The organism is Ferrimonas balearica, from assembly GCF_019802085.1.
Lineage (GTDB): Bacteria > Pseudomonadota > Gammaproteobacteria > Enterobacterales > Shewanellaceae > Ferrimonas > Ferrimonas balearica_B.
In genome coordinates, this window is sequence record NZ_JAHVHV010000003.1 from 214,099 (window position 1) to 232,359 (window position 18,261).

Genomic DNA, 18,261 nt, shown 5'->3' on the forward strand with positions numbered 1-18,261 from the left:
GGATCCCGTCCCGCCCTTGTCGGATCCGGTTAACCGGTGGTCCGGCGCTGGATCCCGCACCGCCGGTTCTGTTATCACTGTGTTAATCAAACGACACGGGCCCGCCCCATGAGCCAAGCAGAACACCAAGACAACACCCTCTTCATCATCCTGATCAGCGGCGTGGCCACCATCGGCGGGTTCCTGTTCGGCTTCGACAGCGGCGTGATCAACGGCACCGTCGATGGCCTGCAGCGAGCCTTCAACTCCGACAGCGCCGGCACCGGCTTCAACGTCGCCTCCATGCTGCTCGGCTGCGCCATCGGCGCCTTCTTCGCCGGCCGCCTGGCGGATCGCTTCGGCCGCCGCACCCTGCTGATCGCTGCCGCGGTCTGCTTCGTGGTGAGCGCCTGGGGCTCCGGCATGGCCGGCAGTTCCCCCAGCTTCGTGTTCTTCCGCATGCTGGGGGGGCTGGCGGTGGGGGCCGCCTCGGTGATGGCCCCGGCCTACATCGCCGAGGTGGCGCCGGCCCGCTACCGGGGTGCCCTGGCCACGGTGCAGCAGATCGCCATCATCACCGGGCTGTTCTGCGCCTTTATCAGCAACTACCTGCTGGCCCATTTTGCCGGCGCCTCCACCGCCGAGTTCTGGCTGGGGTTCGAGGCCTGGCGCTGGATGTTCTGGATTGAGCTGCTGCCCGCCACCGTGTTCCTACTGGCGCTGCTGGCGATCCCGGAAAGCCCCCGCTACCTGGTGGCCTCCGGCCAGGACCGGCGCGCCGAGGCGGTGATGCACAAGCTCTACGGCCCCCAGGAGGCCCACCGCAAGCTGGAGGAGATCCACCACTCCCTGTCGGATCACACCCCCAAGCTGTCGGATCTGCTCAGCGGCGGGCGGCTGCGCCCGGTGGTCTGGGTGGGGCTGGGGCTGGCGGTGTTCCAGCAGCTGGTGGGGATCAACGTGGTGTTCTACTACGGCGCCGTGCTCTGGCAGGCGGTGGGCTTCTCCGAGGCGGACGCGCTGCTTATCAACATCATCAGCGGCGGCGCCTCCATCGTCGCCTGCCTCATCACCCTGGCGCTGATCGACCGCTGGGGCCGCAAGCCTTTCCTGATGCTGGGCTCACTGGGGATGACGGTGACCCTGGCGCTGATGGTGCTGGCCTTCAGCCAGGGCAGCTTCGACGCGGCGGGCCGCCTGCAACTGGGGGAGTTCAGCCTGCTGGCCCTGCTGGCGGCCAACGGCTACGTGTTCTTCTTCAACATGTCCTGGGGGCCGGTGATGTGGGTGATGCTCGGCGAGATGTTCCCCAACCAAATTCGCGGCTCCGGCCTGGCGGTGGCGGGGCTGGCCCAGTGGCTGTCCAACTTCCTGATCACCGTCAGCTTCCCGGTGCTGCTCACCGGCATCGGGCTGGCGGGGGCCTACGGTTTCTACACCCTCTGTGCCGCCCTGTCGGTGGCCTTTGTCTGGCGCTGGGTGCGGGAAACCCGGGGGGTGGAGCTCGAGGCGATGGCTCAGATCAGCGATACGCGTTAGCGCCGCAGGAGGAAGCTCCGCTCCCCCTGGGCGTCCACCGGGCCAGGTTGCCAACCCTGGGCCCGGTAAAACCCCTCGGCCCGGGTGCCCACCTCGGTGGTAAGCCGGACCGTCTCCGCCCCCTCGGCAAACAGCCACTGCACCGTCATCTTAAGCAGCACCTTACCGGCCCCCAGCCCCTGGTAGGCCGGATCCACAAACAGCGCCCAGACGCCGGCGTTGGGTCGGTCGGCGTAGGCAAAGCCCACCACCTGGTCCCCCAACAGCGCCACCCAGCCCCGCCCCAAACGATCCAGGTAGTCGTGGTACATCTGCGGCGTGATCTTGCCCGGGTCCGACAGCCGGTTCTCGGTGACCGCCAGGCGGATGCGGGTCATGGCGGGGATGTCGGCCTTCCCCGCCCGGCGATAGCGCAGCCGTTCCTGCCGGGCCAGTCGCTCCGACAGCTGGGCGTTGAGGGTGCCGGCACCGAGATAGGCCGAAGACATCAGCGCGCCTCCCCGTGGGACGGCGGACCCAGCAGGCTGGGCGGGTAGGCGATCCAGTCGCTCTGATGGCGGATACGGCCGCGCTCATCGAACGTCAACCGCATGGTGAAGCGCCAGGGCCCCAGGGGCTGGCCCTGGTAGCGGAAGGGGCGAAACTGGCCCTGGGCCAGGGCGATGTGCCCGGTCACCTGCAGGCGCTCCAGCACCAGCGCGGGACCGCCGTCCTGCACCGCGAAGCCGCCCCGGGACCAGTCCAGGAAAGCGCGGATCGCACCCCGTCCCTGGGCGTGGTGGCCGGTAACCCGGTCCTCCAGCACCGCGTCTTCGGCGTAGAAGGCCATCAGGGCCTCGAAGTCGGTGCGCTGGGCGTAAACGTCGAAGTAGGCCTGGGCCCGCTGGCGCAGATCGCAACCCCAGGCCGGGGAAACCAGCAGCAGGGCCAGGAGCAGGGGCCAAGGCTTCATGCGTCGCTCCCGGCGTGCAGCGCCAGGCGGTTGCCTTCGCTGTCCAGGATCAGCGCCCGGTAGCCGTGGGGGCCCAGGGGGTGGACCGGCTCCAGCACGGTGCCGCCCAGGGCGCTCACCTGGGCCACCGCGTCCCGCAGCCGTCCCTCCACGTTGAGGTAGAGCAGCACGCCGGCGCGATCGCCGATGGGGGCTTCGGTGGGCACCAGGCAGCCGCCGTTGCCCTGGTCGTGGGCCAGCACGCCAAACTGGAACTGGCCGACCCGCTCCTGGCTCACCTCGATGGCCAGCACGGACCGATAGAAGGCGCAGGCGCGGGCCAGGTCGGTGACGGGGATGTCGAACCAGACCGCGCGGTTGTGGCGGGTATTGAGATCGCTCATGGGTCATCCTTGCCGAAGGGCTCTGCCCAACTTCGCAGAAAGCGGCCCGGCTGCCAACTCAGAAGCTTTTGCTGCCTCGGGGGGGCACGTCGCCAATCAGGTAGAGGGTGCCGCCGTCGTAGCGCAGCACCAGGCTGGTCAGGCTGCTGCCCTCCTCGCTGAGCAGGTGCAGCCAGATCACCCCCTCGGGCAGCAGCGCCACCCGGGCCAGTTCGCCACTGCGGGGCACCACCAGGCCATCCGCCAGCCGGCCCAGGGCCAGACTGTGGTAGACACGGACCGTGAGGCTGCCCTGGGCCGCCGGCTCGTCGCCGGGCACCGAGACCACCACCTCTTCACCGCTTTCCAGCTGGTGCACCGAATGCCAGGCGGGCGGAGCCGCCCCCGCGGCCAGTGACACCCAGCACAGTGCCAGCCATCCCCATCTCATAATGCCTCCCGAGGTTGCCCGGTTGAGAGTGAAGACCGGCCCACCGGCGCTAACGGCTCAAAAGTGCCACTGCAGGTAGACCGTGTTGTAGTTGCTGCCCCCCTTGATGCGACCAAACTGGGAGGCGGTTTCGAAGATGGAGCTGCGGTGGTGCAGACTGTAGCCCAGCCAGAGCTTGTCCAGGCTGCGCACCCGCAGCAGATCCCCCAGGTTGGCGCCGAAGGAGATGTCCAGGTAGTTCATCAGGTTGGAGGGGCGGTACCCCTTGCGATCCATCTCGATCTGCTCGATGTAGGTGATGTCCTTGACGTAGGAGAGCCCCTCCGCCACGCCGATCCGCCAGCGGATGGGCCAGCTGAAGTTGTAGTAGGCCTTGATCGCCAGCACCCCTTCGTAGGTGGGGTCCTGCACCTCGGAGCTGTGGTGGTACACCAGCCCGGGAGTGAAGTAGATGTCCAGGGGCAGGCCGAACAGCTCGTTGGTCAGGGGCAGCCCCCAGAACACCGAAGTGAGCTGGTTGCCGTAGGGATCCTCCACCCAGTTGCCGCCCAGGATGTCCCCCATGTTGGACTCCGTGGCCCAGCCGTGGGCCAGGCGGACGTAGTGCCCCTCCAGCGCGTCGGAGCGCCAGGGCTGGCCCCAGCCCTCCGGCTCCGGGAAGAAGCCGAAGCCGAAGAAGGTCTCCACGTTGTAGCGGGAGTCCAGTGTGGAGAGCTCGTTAAGATCCCCCCCCAGCACCGACAGCTGCGCCTCCCCCATCAGGTAGAGGTTGCGCCAGACGTGGTAGCGCAGCTCCACCCCGGCGGTGGCCCCCAGATCGGCGTCCGCCTCCTCCAGGTTGAGGCCGTAGTAGCGGCTGTTGAAGTCACTGGAGCGCCAGTCCAGCTGCAGCGTCGGGCGAACCTCCAGGGCCCCCTCACGGTGGTGGAAGCCGTAGCGGAAGTGGCCGTAGGTGCGACCGCTGCCGTCGGTCAGCAGTTCGGCGTCCAGGTACTCGTGGGGGCGCGGCTTGTAACGGTAGCGCAGGCCGGTGTCGAAGCTGTCCTCCCGCACCTCGTTCTGGTACTCCTCGGGGATGTCGAAGAAGCGGTAGCGGGAGAACAGGGTGACCTGGTGATCCTCGTTCTGCCAGGCGTGCACCCCCGCCTCCAGGCCGTGCAGGTAGAAGTGTTCGGTGCGGAAGAACATCAGCGGGGTGATGTCCATCACCTGGTCCACTTCGGTGGCGTAGGGGATGTCGGCGTAGCGGGCCCCCAGGGCGATCCCCCAGGCGGGCTGCTCCTCGGTGCCGGGCACCGCCAGGGCGGGCAGGCTCAACAGGCAGAGGGGGATCAATCGACTCAGGGCAGACATGGCAGTAAACCGGTTCACTCGCGGGTGTATCTCTATTCAAAACGGAAAAAGCCCGCTGATTCAAGCGGGCTTTGCATTATTGATCAATGACTCGGGCCAGTAAGCTTAATCCTGGCTTCGCCTCAGGCCTCGTTCATGTAGCCTTCCGGCAGGGCCTCGATCCCCGCCACACCGGAGTCGATGGCGGCCTGGGCCACCGCCTTGGCCACCCGGGGCAGCAGGCGCGCGTCCATCGGCTTGGGCAGCACGTAGTCGGCACCGAAGCTCATGGACTCCACCTGGTAGGCCGCCAGCACGTTGGCCGGCACCGGCTCCTTGGCCAGGTTGCGGATGGCGTGCACCGCCGCCACCTTCATCTCGTCGTTGATGGCGCTGGCCCGCACGTCCAGGGCACCGCGGAAGATGAAGGGGAAACAGAGCACGTTGTTGACCTGGTTGGGGTAGTCGCTGCGCCCGGTGCCCATGATGATGTCCTGACGGGCGGCGAAGGCCACCTCGGGACGAATCTCCGGGTCCGGGTTGGAGCAGGCGAAGATCACCGGCTTATCCGCCATCAGCTGGATGTCCTCGGCGGACAGCACGTCCGGGCCGGACACGCCCACGAAAACGTCGGCCTCGGCAATCACGTCCTGCAGGGTGCGCTTATCGGTGTTGTTGGCGAACAGCTGCTTGTACTGGTTCAGATCCTCCCGGCGGGTGTGGATCACCCCCTGGCGGTCCAGCATGTAAATTTTCTCCCGCATCGCCCCGCACTTGATCAGCAGCTCCATGCAGGCGATGGCCGCGGCCCCGGCGCCCATGCAGACGATGGTGCTCTCCGCCAGATCCTTGCCCTGGATCTCCAGGGCGTTGAGCAGGCCCGCCGCGGTGACGATGGCGGTACCGTGCTGGTCATCGTGGAAAACCGGCACCTGGCAGCGCTCGATCAGCTGCTTCTCGATCTCGAAGCACTCCGGCGCCTTGATGTCCTCCAGGTTGATGCCCCCGAAGGTGTCGGCGATGTTGGCCACGGTATCGATGAACTCCTCCATGGTGCGGTGCTTTACCTCGATGTCGATGGAGTCGATGTTGGCGAAGCGCTTGAACAGCAGGGCCTTGCCCTCCATTACCGGCTTGGAGGCCAGGGGCCCCAGGTTGCCCAGACCCAGGATCGCGGTGCCGTTACTGATCACCGCCACCAGGTTGCCCTTGTTGGTGTAGCGGTAGGCGTCCGCCGGGTTGGTGGCGATTTCCCGCACCGGCTCGGCCACGCCAGGGCTGTAGGCCAGGGCGAGATCGTGCTGGGTTTCTGCCGGCTTGGTCAGGGCGATGCTGATTTTCCCCGGCACGGGGTGGGCATGATAGTCGAGGGCTTGTTCGCGGAGATCGGACATGATGTTGTTATTCCCGAGTACGGCACTGTTGGTAATGGGGGGGAGATCGCGCAAAACATACTCTTCTGGGCCGCAATTGCAAGGGGGGAACGGGAGAATCCACGCCCTTTTTCGCTGTTCCTACCAGTGATGGGTGAAAAGTAAAAAAATTACGAAATAAAACAACGCAATAACAACGATTTCCCAGTGCGATCTCGGGCTCGACCGGGGCGATCGACAGGCAAAAAGAAAGGGCGCCCCGAGGGACGCCCTTGCTTCGCGAAACCGGACTTACTTCTTGGAGCCCAGTGCGCCGAAACGGTTCTTGAACTTCTCAACACGACCGCCGGTATCCAGTACCTTCTGCTTGCCGGTGTAGAAGGGGTGGCACTCGGAGCATACGTCCAGGTGCAGGTCTTTGCCCACGGTGGAGCGAGTCTTGATCACGTTACCGCAGGAGCAGGTCGCAGTGATCTCTGCGTAGTTCGGGTGGATACCTTGTTTCATGGGAAACCTCAAATTAGGCCGTGTCGCCATCCGATCCTGTGCCGGACACCACACGTTAGGTTGTACATAGTTTCAGGGCGCGAGATCTTATAGCAAAGCCGCCCGCCCCACAAGGGTTCTGTTCATTTTATACGCCGTGGCGGAACCGGGCGCGAACTTGTGCCCGTCCTGGGCGGGGCTCTGTTAGTCTATAGCCTTCATTGTTCGAACATTTCGGTCCCACGTGTACGTCCAGATCGCCCTACCGGTGCCGCTGCCGCGGCTGTTCAGCTACCGCCCCATCGACGGCCAGCCCCTGCCGCGCCCCGGCACCCGGGTGCGGGTGCCCTTCGGCGCCCAGTCCCAGGTGGGGATCGTGGTGGCGCACGCCGAGGAGCCGGGGCTGGATCCGGCCAAGGTGAAACCGGTGCAGGCCTACCTGGACGAGGCGTCGCTGTTCGACGCCTCCCTGTGGAAACTGGCCCAGACCGCCAGCCGCTACTACTTCACCCCCCTGGGTCTGGTGCTGCCGCAGATGATCCCGGTGAAGCTGCGCAAGGGGGAGGGCAGTGATCCCCAGCCCTGCACCCAGTGGCAATTGACCGAGGCCGGCCGCCTAGCGACGCCAGAGAGTCTCAAACGGGCCCCCCAGCAGCAGCGCCTGCTGGCCTACCTGCAGGCGGGCCACCCGTTGGAGGACGGCCAGGTGACGGCGCTGGAGTTCAGCCGTCCGGCCCTCAAGGCGCTGGCGGACAAGGGGCTGATCCTCGCCCAGGAGGTTCTGCCGCCGGCCCCCGAGCCCTGGCCACGGGAGTGGACGCTGGGGGAGACGCCGCCGGTGCTCAACCCGGAGCAGGCGGTGGCGGTCAGCGCCATCAACCAGCACCGGGGCTTCGGCTGCTTTGTGCTGGACGGAGTCACCGGCTCCGGCAAGACCGAGGTCTACCTCACCGCCATGGCGGAGGTGCTGCGCCGGGGCCAGAGCGTGCTGGTGCTGGTGCCGGAGATCGGCCTGACCCCTCAGACCATCGCCCGCTTCCGCCGCCGCTTCCCCCTGCCGATGGAGGTGCTGCACTCCTCCGTCAACGACAACGAGCGGCTGGCCAGCTGGCAGCGGGCCCGGGCCGGGGGCGCGGCCATCGTGCTGGGCACCCGCTCCGCCCTCTTTACCCCCCTGCCGGATCTGGGCCTCATCGTCATCGACGAGGAGCACGACGCCAGCTTCAAGCAGCAGGAGGGGTTTCGTTATCACGGCCGGGACCTGGCGGTGATGCGGGCCCAGTTGGAAAACGTGCCCATCATCCTGGGCAGCGCCACCCCGGCGCTGGAGACCCTCAACAACGTCAAGCAGGGCCGCTACCGTCACCTCACCCTGGCCAAGCGGGCCGGGGCGGGCCAGCCGGTGCGCCAGATCCTGCAGGACATCCGCCACCTGCCCCTGGACGCCGGCCTGTCGCCGCCGCTCATCCAGCGCATCCGCCAGCACCTGGCGGACGGCAACCAGGTGATGCTGTTCCTCAACCGCCGCGGCTTCGCCCCGGCCCTGCTCTGCCACGAGTGCGGCCACCTGCACGAGTGCCAGCGCTGCGACGCCTTCTACACGGTGCACCAGCACGCCAACCTGGTGATCTGCCACCACTGCGGCAGTCAGAAACGGCTGCCCCGTCAGTGCCCGGATTGCGGCTCCACCCAGTTGTTCACCCGCGGGGTGGGGACCGAGCAGTTGGAGCAGGCCCTGGAGCGGCTGTTTCCCGACACCCCCTCGGTGCGCATCGACCGCGACTCCACCAGCCGCAAAGGCAGCCTGGAGGCCAAGCTGGAGCGGATCCGCTCCGGCGAGGCGCGGATCCTGGTGGGCACCCAGATGCTGGCCAAGGGCCACCACTTCCCCGATGTCACCCTGGTGGCGCTTCTGGACGTGGACTCGGCGCTGTTCTCCGCCGATTTCCGCGCCGCCGAGCGCCTGGCCCAGCTCTACACCCAGGTGGCGGGGCGCTCCGGCCGGGCCGCCAAGAAAGGGGAGGTGGTGCTGCAGACCCACCAGCCGGAACACCCCCTGCTGCATCAACTGCTGGGGGCCGGTTACGGCGCCTTTGCCGAGGACGCCCTGACCGAGCGCCGTCAGGCCCAGTTGCCTCCCCACTGGCAGCTGGCGGTGCTGCGGGCCGAGGCCACCCAGGCCCACCTGGCCCAGGGCTTTATCCAGCAGGCCAAGGCACTGCTGCCCAAGGGCGGCGTGCAGATGATCGGCCCCATGCCGGCGCCGCTGGAGCGCAAGGCGGGCAAGTACCGCTTCCAGGCGCTGCTGCTGGCGGAGGATCGCCGCACCCTGCAGCAGCTCCTGGAGCCCTGGCTGGTGGCGGTCAGCCAGCTGGACAGCCAGAAGCGCTGCCGCTGGCACCTGGAGCGGGACCCCCAGGATCTGCTGTAACGCCGGCGGGCCAACTCCCGCTCCGGCGATATAGTTTTTATCCAGATCCAGCGTTAAAATAGCCGGTTCGAAACGCCGCCGGCCGGCTGATCCCCGCCGCAGGCTCCCCCAGTTCTTTTTTGGTGTCGCGATGAAAGACCATATCCAGCAGTTACTTGAACAAACCGTCGACCGCCTGAAATCCCAGGCCATCATCCCGGCTGACGCCGCGCCGCGACTCCAGGTAGACCGCACCAAAGACAAAAGCCACGGCGATCTGGCCACCAACCTGGCGATGATGCTGGCCAAGCCGGCGGGCAAGAACCCCCGCGAGCTGGCTGGGCTGATCATCGACAACCTGCCCGAGTCCACCCTGGTGGCCAAGACCGAGATCGCCGGTCCGGGCTTCATCAACTTCTTCCTCGACGCCGGCTGGCTGGGTCAGCAGATCGAGACCATCGCCACCGACGCCCGCGCCAACGTGGCCCCGGTGGCCGCGCCCCAGACCATCGTCACCGACTACTCCGCCCCCAACGTGGCCAAGGAGATGGCGGTGCACCACATCCGCTCCACGGTGATCGGCGATGCCGTGGCCCGCACCCTGGCCTTCCTGGGCCACAAGGTGGTGCGCGCCAACCACATCGGCGACTGGGGCACCCAGTTCGGCATGCTGATCGCCTACCTGGAGAAGGTGGAGAACGAGAACGCCACCGACATGGACCTGTCCGATCTGGAGGCCTTCTACCGGGAAGCCAAGAAGTGTTACGACGAGGACGCAGAGTTCGCCGAGCGCGCCCGCAACTACGTGGTGAAACTGCAGGGCGGTGACCCGTACTGCAACGCCATGTGGCGCAAGCTGGTGGACATCACCATGGCCCAGAACCAGGCGATCTACGACCGCCTGAACGTCTCCCTGACCAACGACGACATCATGGGCGAGAGCCTCTACAACCCCATGCTGCCGGAGATCGTCGCCGATCTGACCCACCAGGGGCTGGCGGTGGAGGACCAGGGTGCCAAGGTGGTGTTCCTGGAGGAGTTCAAGGGCAAGGACGGCAACCCCATGGGGGTGATCATCCAGAAGCGCGACGGTGGCTATCTCTACACCACCACCGACATCGCCGCGGCCAAGTACCGGGTCGACACCTTCGGCGCCGAGCGCATCCTCTACTTCATCGACTCCCGTCAGGCCCAGCACCTGCAGCAGGCCTGGCTGATCGCCCGCAAAGCCGGCTACCTGCCGGAAGGGACCACCACCGAGCACTGCGCCTTTGGCATGATGCTGGGCAAGGACGGCAAGCCGTTCAAGACCCGCTCCGGCGGCACCGTCAAGCTGGCGGACCTGCTGGAGGAGGCCCACCAGCGTGCCATCAAGCTGATCGGTGAGAAGAACCCGGATCTTAAGGGTGAGGCGCTGGAGACCATCGCCACCACCGTGGCCATGGCCTCGGTGAAATACTCCGACCTGTCCAAGAACCGCACCACCGACTACGTGTTCGACTGGGACAACATGCTCACCTTCGAGGGCAACACCGCCCCCTACATGCTGTACGCCTACAGCCGCATCCAGTCCATCTTCCGCAAGGCAGGGGTCGAGGCGGCCGAGCTGGACGGCACCGTGGTGCTGGCTCACGACAAGGAGGAGGCCCTGGCCCAGAAGCTGGTGCAGTTCAACGACGCGGTGCAGGGGGTGGCCAACAAGGGGATGCCGCACCTGATGTGCACCTACCTGTACGAGCTGGCCGGCGCCTTTATGAGCTTCTACGAGGCCTGCCCCATCAACAAGGAGGGGGTGTCCGCCGAGGCCAAGGCCAGCCGCCTGCGCCTGTGTGCCGCCACCGCCAACACCCTGAAAGTGGGCCTGGGCCTGCTGGGGATCAACACCCTGGAACGCATGTAAACCATGGCCAAGGACTACGCTGGACGAGGACGTCCCCCCCGCAAGACCGGCCGCAGCAGCGGCCGTCGCAAGGCCCCGGCCAAGAAGCCCTTCCCCTGGCCGATGGCCCTGGTGGTCACCGCCCTGGTGTGCTTCTTCGGCTACCTGCTGCTGACCATCCAGGGGGCCAGCGATCGCCAGGGCGAAACGCCGGCGCCCCAGGCCCCGGTCAGTCAGCCCAAGCCCCAGGCCAAACCGACGCCGGACCCGGATCCGCTGCCGGAGAAGCCGCAGGAGGATTGGGAGTACATCGACGTGCTGCCCAACTCCGAGGTGGAGGTGGAGGTGCCGGAGCAGGAGAGCGGCGGTCCCTTCCTGATGCAGTGCGGCTCCTTCCGCACCGACGACCAGGCCAACGCCATGCGGGCCACCATCGCCTTCCAGGGGATCGAGTCCCAGGTGCGCCGCTCCGAGGGCAGCAACGGCGTCTGGTACCGGGTGGTGCTCGGCCCCTACGAACGCAAGCGGATGGCGGAGCGCGATCGCCACAGCCTGCAGAAGGTGGGGATCAACGGCTGCCAGATCTGGCTGTGGAACTGAGGGGGCTTCGGCCCCCTTTTTGCCCCATGAGCCGCCCTCTCTGCCACCGCTGCCAGCGCCCCCTCAAGGCCTGCCTCTGCCACGCCCTGCGCCCTCTGTCCCACCGCCACCCGGTGGAGATCCTGATGCACCCCTCGGAGGCCAAATCCGCCAAGGGCACCGCCACCCTGACCACCGCCGTGCTGAGCCAGGCCCGGTTGTGGCTGGGGGAAACCGAGGTCGATTTCGCCCCCCTGCGCGCCGCATTGGGGGAGACCCCCTGCTACCTGGTCTACCCCGGACCCGATGCCGAACCGGTGGAACGCACCCGGATCGGGGATGGGGCCCACCTGCTGCTGGTGGACGGCACCTGGCGCAAGACCCACAAGATGCTCAAGCTCAACCCCTGGCTGGCGGCCCTGCCCCGGCTGAGCTTCGAGACCGCCCCCGAGGGCAACTACGAGATCCGCAAAGCCCACCGGGCCGACAGCCTCTCCACCCTGGAGGCCACCGCCTACGCCCTGCAGTGCCTGGAGGGGCTGGATCCGGCCCCGCTGCACGACGCCTTCGAGGCCCTCAAGCAGAGCCAGCTGGCCCACATGTCCGAGGCCGTACGTCGCCGCTACCGGCCGGAGTAAAAAGATTATCCTTGCGTCCGTTCACGTGAATGATAATAATTCTCATTATCTGATTTTTGGGCGAGGGGATGAGGATGCAACTGCAGGTGGGGATCGAGGTGGAGAAACTGGCGGCGCTGGTGCGCAGCGGCGCCCTGTGCATTGCCGATCTTCAAGCGCTGGACGCCGACACAAAAGCCGCCCTGTGGCGGCTCTGTCTGCACTGCGTCGAGTGCGACCGGGCCGAACAGGCCCAGCCGCTGACCGTCATGCCATATACTGACCGCCGTTGATGGCCAGGTTGGAGCCGGTGATGAAGCCCGCCTGCTCATTGGCCAGGAAGGACACCGCCCGAGCGATCTCCTCCGGCTGACCGAAGCGCTGCACCGGGATCTGCTTGCGGATCTTGTCGCGGATCCCCTCGTCGATGGCGCGGATCATGTCGGTCTCGATGTAACCCGGGGAGATGGTGTTCACCGTGATCCCCTTGGCCGCCACCTCCTGGGCCAATGACTTGGTGAAGCCGTACATCCCTGCCTTGGCCGCCGCGTAGTTGCACTGACCGAACTGCCCCTTCTGACCGTTGATGGAGGAGATGCTGATGATGCGCCCGTAGCTGCGCTCCAGCATCTTCGGCAGCACCGCCCGGCACAGGTTGAACACACTGTCCAGGTTGGTGTCCATCACCGACCGCCACTGCTCCGGCTCCATCTTCTTCAAGGTGCCGTCCCAGGTGATCCCCGCGTTGTTCACCAACACGCCAATGGGCCCCAGGGTCTCCTCGATGTCCAGCACCACCCGGTTGCACTCGCCGAAGTCGGCCACGTCGAAGGGCAGTATGGTGACATTGGGGTGGGTCTGAGCCAGTTCACCGGCCAGGCGCTCGGCGTTGCTGCTGTTGGGTCGACACCCGGCCACCACTTTATAGCCTTCCTCCGCCAGGGCCTTGGTCAGGTACAGACCAATGCCACCCACACCCCCGGTGATCAACGCAACTTTGTTTTCCATGTCACAGCTCCTCACAGTCATTGGACAAAATTCATACTGGGCGAAAAGCGTGACATTTGCGCGACACAAAGGTCGAACCAGCGGCCTGACTGTGGCTGATCACAATGGTGAAATAATCGACGTCAATAACACTGCACAAAATGGGGTTATTAGGGGAATGTTCTGTTTATCCATCCATACATTTTTATGTCACAGAACCGTCGTAATTAGGATGGCCAGGTTCACCAAGCAGTCTCGGTTATGTCCTCTTTGCTTACGTTTCTCCGTCAACGCACCCTGGTTCAGCAGGTGGTGCTCTCCATGGGCCTCCAGTTTGCCGTCGCCCTGGGTCTGGTCACCAGTGCCCTCTGGGGGCTGGCTCAGCTCAACGGCGCCTTCAAGCAGCTGGAGGAGGAGGCCCTGCCCATCGCCGAAGCGGTCAGCGACATCGAGCGCCAGGCGCTGCGGGTGGAACAGGCGCTGCGCACCGCCTACCTGAGCCCGGATGCCGCCCAGTTCGAGCAGCGCCAGGCGCACTACCAGGCCGGCCGCGATGCCCTGCAGGCCCACCTGACGGAGTTGGCCGCCTTCGCCGACCAGGCCGGTTACCCCTGGCTGACCGACGCCCTGGCCGAGCTGGACGCCCAGAACCAGGTCACCCTGACCACCATGGATCAGCTGATGGCGCGCACCGCCGAGCGCCTGGCCATCGAACACCGCCTCAACAGCGGCCGTGACTACCTGCTGTTCTCGGTCAACTCGGTGCGCAACGAGATGGCCCGCCTCTACCCCCTGCTGTTTGACGGCCTGCCCGGCGCCAACGACACCTACGACAGCTTCATCTCTGGGGCCGGCGGCCTGGTGGGGGCGATCATCCAGCTCTCCACCGCCTCCAGCCCCAGCGTCGCCCAGGCCCAGTTTCGCGAGGTGCGGGCCTACCTGGGCCGGATGCGCTTCCAATACGACTCCCTGCTGGACCTCAACGCCGAGTTGGGCGAATACCCCTCCGCCAGCTCCGCCCTCGAGGTGCTGGAGGAGGCCGGCGGCCGCGAAGGCCTGTTCGCCCTGGAGGTAGAGCGGGTCGGCCTGAACCACCAGACCCGCCAGGACCTGGACGCCCTGCTCACCCAGCAGGCGGCCCTGTCGACGATCCTCGATGGGCTCAAGCAGCGGGGCGACGCCCTGGTGCTCGACGCCCGGGCCGACACCCAGGGAGCCCTGGCCCAGAGTCGCCAGCTGCTGCTGGTGCTGGCGGCGTTGGCGGCGCTGCTGGTGCTGGCCCTCAGCCTGGCGTTGGTGCGCCAGCTGCGCCGCACCCTGGCCCGGTTCAATACCGCCATTCGCGCCCTGGCGGACGGCGACTTCACCCACCGCTGCGAGGTGGACCGGCCGGCGGAGTTTGCCCAGCTGGCCCAGTGGCTCAACAGCGCCAGCCAGCGTAACCGGGAGGTGTTTGGCCAGCTGCGCCAGCGGGGGGAGGAGCTGGACCAGGCCGCCCAGGTCAGCGCCGACGTCACCCACCGCCAGCAGGCGGAGCTGGGGCAGCAGGCGGAGCAGATCAACCGCATCGCCGCGGCGGTCACCGAGATGGACGCCAGCATGCAGTCCATCGCCGGCGACAGCCGGGACAGCGAGCGGGAGAGCCACCACTCCGCGGCCCTGGCCCAGGAGGGGCGCGAGGCCCTGGTGCGCACCAGCGAACACCTGGACAACCTGGCCCGGCACCTGGCGGACAACGACACCCGCATGGGGGAGCTGGACACCCAGGTGGACCAGATCGGCGCCATCGCCGAGGTGATCAACCACATCGCCGATCGCACCAACCTGCTGGCCCTCAACGCCGCCATCGAGGCGGCCCGGGCCGGGGAGCAGGGCCGGGGCTTTGCCGTGGTGGCGGACGAGGTGCGCAAGCTGGCGGCCCAGACCCGGGAGCAGACCGACTCCATCGAGAGCATGATCCACACCCTGCACGACGCCGCCCGGCACGCCCGCCAGGGGATGCAGGCCAGCCGCGAGGAGATGGATCGCACCCACGCCCTGCGCCACCAGCTGGACGACGCCATGGCCCAGATCCAGAGCGCCGTGGTGTCGGTGGAACGGCGGGCCCTGGCGATCTCCCAGGCCACCGCCGAGCAGACCCAGGCCTGCCACCACGTCAGTGAGACGGTGTCGGATCTGGCCCAGCAGAGCGGCCAGCGTCAGAGCCAGATCAACGAGCTGTCGGTGCAATCGGACCAGGTGGCGGGGATCGCCCGGGAGCAGCGGGAGAAGCTGGTCCAGTTCCGGGTTTGAGGGGGCAGGGCGGACACGGCCGGTGACTCCGCTTCGCCAGCGGATGGTCTTTTGCCGCCGGACCCGTAAAATCTCGCCTTTTTTCGGGCGAGTCGGAGTCTTCCATGCAGCAGGCGGTGGTGCAGTTCAGTCAATCTTTGGCGCGGTGGGTCAACAGCCGCGCCTTCCAGGGGGCGGTGATCGCCGTCATTGTACTCTCGGCGCTGTCCATCGGCGCCAAGACCTACCAGCTGCCGCTGTGGCTGGAGCGCACCCTGGCCACCCTGGACGGCGCCATCACGGTGTTTTTCGCCCTCGAGCTGACCCTGCGCTTCCTGGCCCACGGCGGCCGGCCGAGCTTTTTCAAGAACGGCTGGAACCTGTTCGACACCGCCATCGTGCTGGTCAGCCTGGTGCCCCTGTCCAACGCCGACACCGTGTTGCTGGCCCGCCTGCTGCGGATCTTCCGAGTGCTGCGGCTGGTCTCCCTGGTGCCGGAGCTGCGCCAGCTGATCAACGCCCTGATCAAGTCGATCCCCAAGATGGGCTACATCGCCCTGCTGATGTTCGTGTTCTTCTACATCTACGCTGCCCTGGGCAGCACCCTGTTCGCCGAGCTGGAACCGAGGCTGTGGCAGGACGTCTCGGTGGCGATGCTGACCCTGTTCCGGGTGGCCACCTTCGACGACTGGAACAACGTCATGTACGTCACTCTGGAGGCCTACCCCCTGGCGTGGATCTACTTCATCAGCTTCATCTTCCTCAACGCCTTCATCTTCCTCAACATGATGGTGGGGGTGATCCTGGACGTGATGACCCAGGAGACCGAAGCAGCCGAGCCCCCCACAGCGATGGACCAGCCGGCGACCGCCCGGGAGGCCGAACTGGCCCAGCTCAGCCAGGAGCTGGCCACACTCAGCGCCCGCCTGGCCCGGCTGCAGCGTTAATGAGTCCCCGGGGGCGGCGGGCGCCGCCCCCGTTGTTCCGGCCCACCCAAGCCTGAACGCCGCCTGTTCGGACGGGCCCGGTTTGGCGCATTTTCCCGCCCCAGGGTTGATCCCCTCCTCCCTCATCCCCACATCTACACTAATCCCAAGCGCCGCGGCCCTGCCCGGCGCCCTCGATCTGCGGCGGCCCGCCGGCCGCCCCCAACACATTAGGGGCTTTCCATGACCACGATTGTGTCTGTTCGCCGTGGCGACAAAGTTGTCATTGCCGGAGACGGGCAAGTCTCCCTCGGCAACACCGTGATGAAGGGCAACGCCCGCAAAGTGCGCCACCTGCACGGTGGCAAGGTACTGGCCGGATTCGCCGGGGCCACCGCCGACGCCTTTACCCTGTTCGAGCTGTTGGAGTCCAAGCTCAGCGCCCACCAGGGCCAGCTGACCCGGGCGGCGGTGGAGCTGGCCAAAGCCTGGCGCACCGAGCGCACCCTGCAGAAGCTGGAGGCGATGCTGATCGTCGCCGACAGCGAAACCAGCCTGCTGATCTCCGGCAACGGTGACGTGGTGGAGCCGGAGCATGACCTGATCGCCATCGGCTCCGGCGGCAACTACGCCCAGGCCGCCGGCCTGGCCCTGCTGCAAAACACCGATCTGGACGCCCGCACCATCTGCGAGAAGGCCCTGACCATCGCCGGTGAGATCTGCGTGTTCACCAACCTGACCCAAACCATCGAAGAACTCGACGCCAAGGGGGCGAACTGATGTCTGCCATGACCCCAAGAGAGATCGTCTCCGAACTGGACAACCACATCATTGGCCAGTCCGGGGCCAAGAAAGCGGTGGCCATCGCCCTGCGTAACCGCTGGCGCCGGATGCAGCTGGAACCGGAGCTGCGCCAGGAGGTCACCCCCAAGAACATCCTGATGATCGGCCCCACCGGGGTGGGCAAGACCGAGATCGCCCGCCGCCTGGCCAAGCTGGCCAACGCCCCCTTCATCAAAGTCGAGGCCACCAAGTTCACCGAGGTGGGCTACGTGGGCAAGGAGGTGGAGCAGATCATCCGTGACCTGACCGACTCCGCCATCAAGATGACCCGCGAGCAGGAGGTGGAGCGCAACAAGTTCCGCGCCGAGGAAGCCGCCGAGGAGCGGGTGCTGGACGCCCTGCTGCCCAACCCCAAGGACCAGTGGGGCAACGAGCAGAAGGCCGACAACAGCAGCACCCGCCAGGTGTTCCGCAAGAAGCTGCGCGAGGGCCAGTTGGACGACAAGGAGATCGAGGTGGACGTGGCCCAACCCCAGATGGGGGTGGAGCTGATGGCCCCCCCGGGGATGGAGGAGATGACCAACCAGCTGCAGGGGCTGTTCCAGAACCTGGGCGGCCAGCAGAAGAACCGCCGCAAGCTGAAGGTGAAAGAGGCCTTCAAGCTGCTGGTGGAGGAGGAAGCCGCCAAGCTGGTCAACCCGGAGGAGCTCAAGGAGAAGGCGATCGAATCCGTGGAGCAGAACGGCATCGTCTTCCTCGATGAGGTCGACAAGATCTGCAAACGGGGCGAGGTGTCCGGGCCGGACGTCTCCCGCGAAGGGGTCCAGCGTGACCTGCTGCCCCTGGTGGAGGGCTGCACCGTCAACACCAAGCACGGCATGGTGAAAACCGACCACATCCTCTTTATCGCCTCCGGCGCCTTCCAGCTGGCCAAGCCCTCGGATCTCATCCCCGAGCTGCAGGGCCGTCTGCCCATCCGGGTGGAGCTGGACTCCCTGACCGCCGAGGATTTTGTCCGCATCCTGACCGAGCCCCACGCCAGCCTGACCGAGCAGTACAAGGCGCTGATGGCCACCGAGGGGGTCAGCATTGCGTTCACCGACGACGGCATCGCCCGCATCGCCGAAGCGGCCTGGCAGGTCAACGAGCGCACCGAGAACATCGGCGCCCGACGCCTGCACACCGTGATGGAGCGACTGATGGAGGAGATCTCCTTCGACGCCTCCGACAAGAGCGGCCAGGCCCTGACCATCGACGCCAACTACGTCAACGACCACCTGGATGCCCTGGTGGAGGACGAAGATCTGGCCCGCTTTATCCTCTGAAGGAGCCGCT

The 18,261-nt window shown here is 66.5% G+C and carries 18 protein-coding genes; 10 read left to right on the forward strand and 8 right to left on the reverse strand.

Going from position 1 to position 18,261, the window contains the following annotated elements:
- Nucleotides 1-108 precede the first annotated feature (108 nt).
- Nucleotides 109-1,518 carry a sugar porter family MFS transporter gene (locus KUV81_RS13730; protein WP_222544452.1) on the forward strand — a complete coding sequence of 470 codons (1,410 nt, stop codon included), beginning with the start codon at nucleotides 109-111 and terminating at the stop codon, nucleotides 1,516-1,518.
- Here KUV81_RS13730 and KUV81_RS13735 read toward each other — a convergent pair.
- The 7 genes from KUV81_RS13735 to rpmE all read right to left on the reverse strand — a co-directional run bounded on the left by KUV81_RS13735 (nucleotide 1,515) and on the right by rpmE (nucleotide 6,495).
- Nucleotides 1,515-2,006: a GNAT family N-acetyltransferase gene (locus tag KUV81_RS13735; RefSeq protein ID WP_222544453.1), complete on the reverse strand. Its 492-nt coding sequence runs from the start codon at nucleotides 2,004-2,006 to the stop codon at nucleotides 1,515-1,517. The genes KUV81_RS13730 and KUV81_RS13735 overlap by 4 nt on opposite strands.
- Nucleotides 2,006-2,470, reverse strand: a complete 465-nt coding sequence (locus KUV81_RS13740) for a nuclear transport factor 2 family protein (protein ID WP_222544454.1) — start codon at nucleotides 2,468-2,470, stop codon at nucleotides 2,006-2,008. The genes KUV81_RS13735 and KUV81_RS13740 overlap by 1 nt, the downstream gene beginning before the upstream one ends.
- Nucleotides 2,467-2,853 carry a VOC family protein gene (locus tag KUV81_RS13745; protein ID WP_222544455.1) on the reverse strand — a complete coding sequence of 129 codons (387 nt, stop codon included), beginning with the start codon at nucleotides 2,851-2,853 and terminating at the stop codon, nucleotides 2,467-2,469. The genes KUV81_RS13740 and KUV81_RS13745 overlap by 4 nt, the downstream gene beginning before the upstream one ends.
- A 58-nt stretch (nucleotides 2,854-2,911) precedes the next feature.
- Nucleotides 2,912-3,283: a hypothetical protein gene (locus KUV81_RS13750; protein ID WP_222544456.1), complete on the reverse strand. Its 372-nt coding sequence runs from the start codon at nucleotides 3,281-3,283 to the stop codon at nucleotides 2,912-2,914.
- Nucleotides 3,284-3,340: 57 nt separating this feature from the next.
- Complete coding sequence (locus KUV81_RS13755; RefSeq protein WP_222544457.1) at nucleotides 3,341-4,636, reverse strand: MipA/OmpV family protein; 1,296 nt, start codon at nucleotides 4,634-4,636, stop codon at nucleotides 3,341-3,343.
- A gap of 122 nt (nucleotides 4,637-4,758) precedes the next feature.
- Nucleotides 4,759-6,009 (reverse strand): malic enzyme-like NAD(P)-binding protein, encoded by a 1,251-nt coding sequence (locus KUV81_RS13760; RefSeq protein ID WP_222544458.1) that lies wholly within the window; start codon nucleotides 6,007-6,009, stop codon nucleotides 4,759-4,761.
- A gap of 270 nt (nucleotides 6,010-6,279) precedes the next feature.
- The gene (rpmE, locus tag KUV81_RS13765; RefSeq protein ID WP_222544459.1) at nucleotides 6,280-6,495 is read right to left on the reverse strand and encodes a 50S ribosomal protein L31; all 216 of its coding nucleotides are present in this window, start codon (nucleotides 6,493-6,495) and stop codon (nucleotides 6,280-6,282) included.
- A 223-nt stretch (nucleotides 6,496-6,718) separates the two neighbouring features.
- On the opposite strand from rpmE, the gene priA reads away from it, so the two are divergent.
- The 5 genes from priA to KUV81_RS13790 all read left to right on the forward strand — a co-directional run bounded on the left by priA (nucleotide 6,719) and on the right by KUV81_RS13790 (nucleotide 12,252).
- Nucleotides 6,719-8,905 carry a primosomal protein N' gene (gene priA, locus KUV81_RS13770; protein WP_222544460.1) on the forward strand — a complete coding sequence of 729 codons (2,187 nt, stop codon included), beginning with the start codon at nucleotides 6,719-6,721 and terminating at the stop codon, nucleotides 8,903-8,905.
- Between the two features lie 130 nt (nucleotides 8,906-9,035).
- A complete protein-coding gene (argS, locus tag KUV81_RS13775) occupies nucleotides 9,036-10,784 on the forward strand; it encodes an arginine--tRNA ligase (protein ID WP_222544461.1) in 1,749 nt (582 codons plus the stop codon).
- 3 nt (nucleotides 10,785-10,787) lie between these two features.
- On the forward strand, nucleotides 10,788-11,363 hold the full coding sequence (locus KUV81_RS13780; protein WP_222544462.1) for an SPOR domain-containing protein: 576 nt from the start codon (nucleotides 10,788-10,790) through the stop codon (nucleotides 11,361-11,363).
- A 26-nt stretch (nucleotides 11,364-11,389) separates the two neighbouring features.
- Nucleotides 11,390-11,980 (forward strand): tRNA-uridine aminocarboxypropyltransferase, encoded by a 591-nt coding sequence (locus KUV81_RS13785; protein WP_222544463.1) that lies wholly within the window; start codon nucleotides 11,390-11,392, stop codon nucleotides 11,978-11,980.
- 74 nt (nucleotides 11,981-12,054) lie between these two features.
- Complete coding sequence (locus KUV81_RS13790; protein ID WP_222544464.1) at nucleotides 12,055-12,252, forward strand: hypothetical protein; 198 nt, start codon at nucleotides 12,055-12,057, stop codon at nucleotides 12,250-12,252.
- Here KUV81_RS13790 and phbB read toward each other — a convergent pair.
- A complete protein-coding gene (phbB, locus tag KUV81_RS13795) occupies nucleotides 12,227-12,967 on the reverse strand; it encodes an acetoacetyl-CoA reductase (protein ID WP_222544465.1) in 741 nt (246 codons plus the stop codon). The genes KUV81_RS13790 and phbB overlap by 26 nt on opposite strands.
- Before the next feature lie 240 nt (nucleotides 12,968-13,207).
- Between phbB and KUV81_RS13800 the strand changes: the two genes are divergently transcribed.
- The 4 genes from KUV81_RS13800 (at nucleotide 13,208) to hslU (ending at nucleotide 18,251) form a co-directional block, all read left to right on the forward strand.
- Nucleotides 13,208-15,238, forward strand: a complete 2,031-nt coding sequence (locus tag KUV81_RS13800) for a methyl-accepting chemotaxis protein (protein WP_222544466.1) — start codon at nucleotides 13,208-13,210, stop codon at nucleotides 15,236-15,238.
- Nucleotides 15,239-15,342: 104 nt separating this feature from the next.
- Nucleotides 15,343-16,164, forward strand: a complete 822-nt coding sequence (locus KUV81_RS13805; protein ID WP_222544467.1) for an ion transporter — start codon at nucleotides 15,343-15,345, stop codon at nucleotides 16,162-16,164.
- Nucleotides 16,165-16,386: 222 nt separating this feature from the next.
- Nucleotides 16,387-16,923, forward strand: coding sequence for an ATP-dependent protease subunit HslV (gene hslV / locus KUV81_RS13810; protein ID WP_222544468.1), 537 nt, complete (start codon nucleotides 16,387-16,389; stop codon nucleotides 16,921-16,923).
- Nucleotides 16,923-18,251: an HslU--HslV peptidase ATPase subunit gene (gene hslU / locus KUV81_RS13815; protein WP_222544469.1), complete on the forward strand. Its 1,329-nt coding sequence runs from the start codon at nucleotides 16,923-16,925 to the stop codon at nucleotides 18,249-18,251. The genes hslV and hslU overlap by 1 nt, the downstream gene beginning before the upstream one ends.
- The last annotated feature ends 10 nt before the right edge of the window (nucleotides 18,252-18,261 follow it).

Excerpts from the sequence above, each read along its gene's own strand:
- KUV81_RS13730 (WP_222544452.1), top strand. The coding sequence starts at position 109 with ATGAGCCAAGCAGAACACCAAGACAACACCCTCTTCATCATCCTGATC.
- KUV81_RS13735 (WP_222544453.1), bottom strand. The coding sequence starts at position 2,006 with ATGTCTTCGGCCTATCTCGGTGCCGGCACCCTCAACGCCCAGCTGTCG.
- KUV81_RS13740 (WP_222544454.1), bottom strand. The coding sequence starts at position 2,470 with ATGAAGCCTTGGCCCCTGCTCCTGGCCCTGCTGCTGGTTTCCCCGGCC.
- KUV81_RS13745 (WP_222544455.1), bottom strand. The coding sequence starts at position 2,853 with ATGAGCGATCTCAATACCCGCCACAACCGCGCGGTCTGGTTCGACATC.
- KUV81_RS13750 (WP_222544456.1), bottom strand. The coding sequence starts at position 3,283 with ATGAGATGGGGATGGCTGGCACTGTGCTGGGTGTCACTGGCCGCGGGG.
- KUV81_RS13755 (WP_222544457.1), bottom strand. The coding sequence starts at position 4,636 with ATGTCTGCCCTGAGTCGATTGATCCCCCTCTGCCTGTTGAGCCTGCCC.
- KUV81_RS13760 (WP_222544458.1), bottom strand. The coding sequence starts at position 6,009 with ATGTCCGATCTCCGCGAACAAGCCCTCGACTATCATGCCCACCCCGTG.
- rpmE (WP_222544459.1), bottom strand. The coding sequence starts at position 6,495 with ATGAAACAAGGTATCCACCCGAACTACGCAGAGATCACTGCGACCTGC.
- argS (WP_222544461.1), top strand. The coding sequence starts at position 9,036 with ATGAAAGACCATATCCAGCAGTTACTTGAACAAACCGTCGACCGCCTG.
- KUV81_RS13780 (WP_222544462.1), top strand. The coding sequence starts at position 10,788 with ATGGCCAAGGACTACGCTGGACGAGGACGTCCCCCCCGCAAGACCGGC.
- KUV81_RS13785 (WP_222544463.1), top strand. The coding sequence starts at position 11,390 with ATGAGCCGCCCTCTCTGCCACCGCTGCCAGCGCCCCCTCAAGGCCTGC.
- KUV81_RS13790 (WP_222544464.1), top strand. The coding sequence starts at position 12,055 with ATGCAACTGCAGGTGGGGATCGAGGTGGAGAAACTGGCGGCGCTGGTG.
- phbB (WP_222544465.1), bottom strand. The coding sequence starts at position 12,967 with ATGGAAAACAAAGTTGCGTTGATCACCGGGGGTGTGGGTGGCATTGGT.
- KUV81_RS13800 (WP_222544466.1), top strand. The coding sequence starts at position 13,208 with ATGTCCTCTTTGCTTACGTTTCTCCGTCAACGCACCCTGGTTCAGCAG.
- KUV81_RS13805 (WP_222544467.1), top strand. The coding sequence starts at position 15,343 with ATGCAGCAGGCGGTGGTGCAGTTCAGTCAATCTTTGGCGCGGTGGGTC.
- hslV (WP_222544468.1), top strand. The coding sequence starts at position 16,387 with ATGACCACGATTGTGTCTGTTCGCCGTGGCGACAAAGTTGTCATTGCC.
- hslU (WP_222544469.1), top strand. The coding sequence starts at position 16,923 with ATGTCTGCCATGACCCCAAGAGAGATCGTCTCCGAACTGGACAACCAC.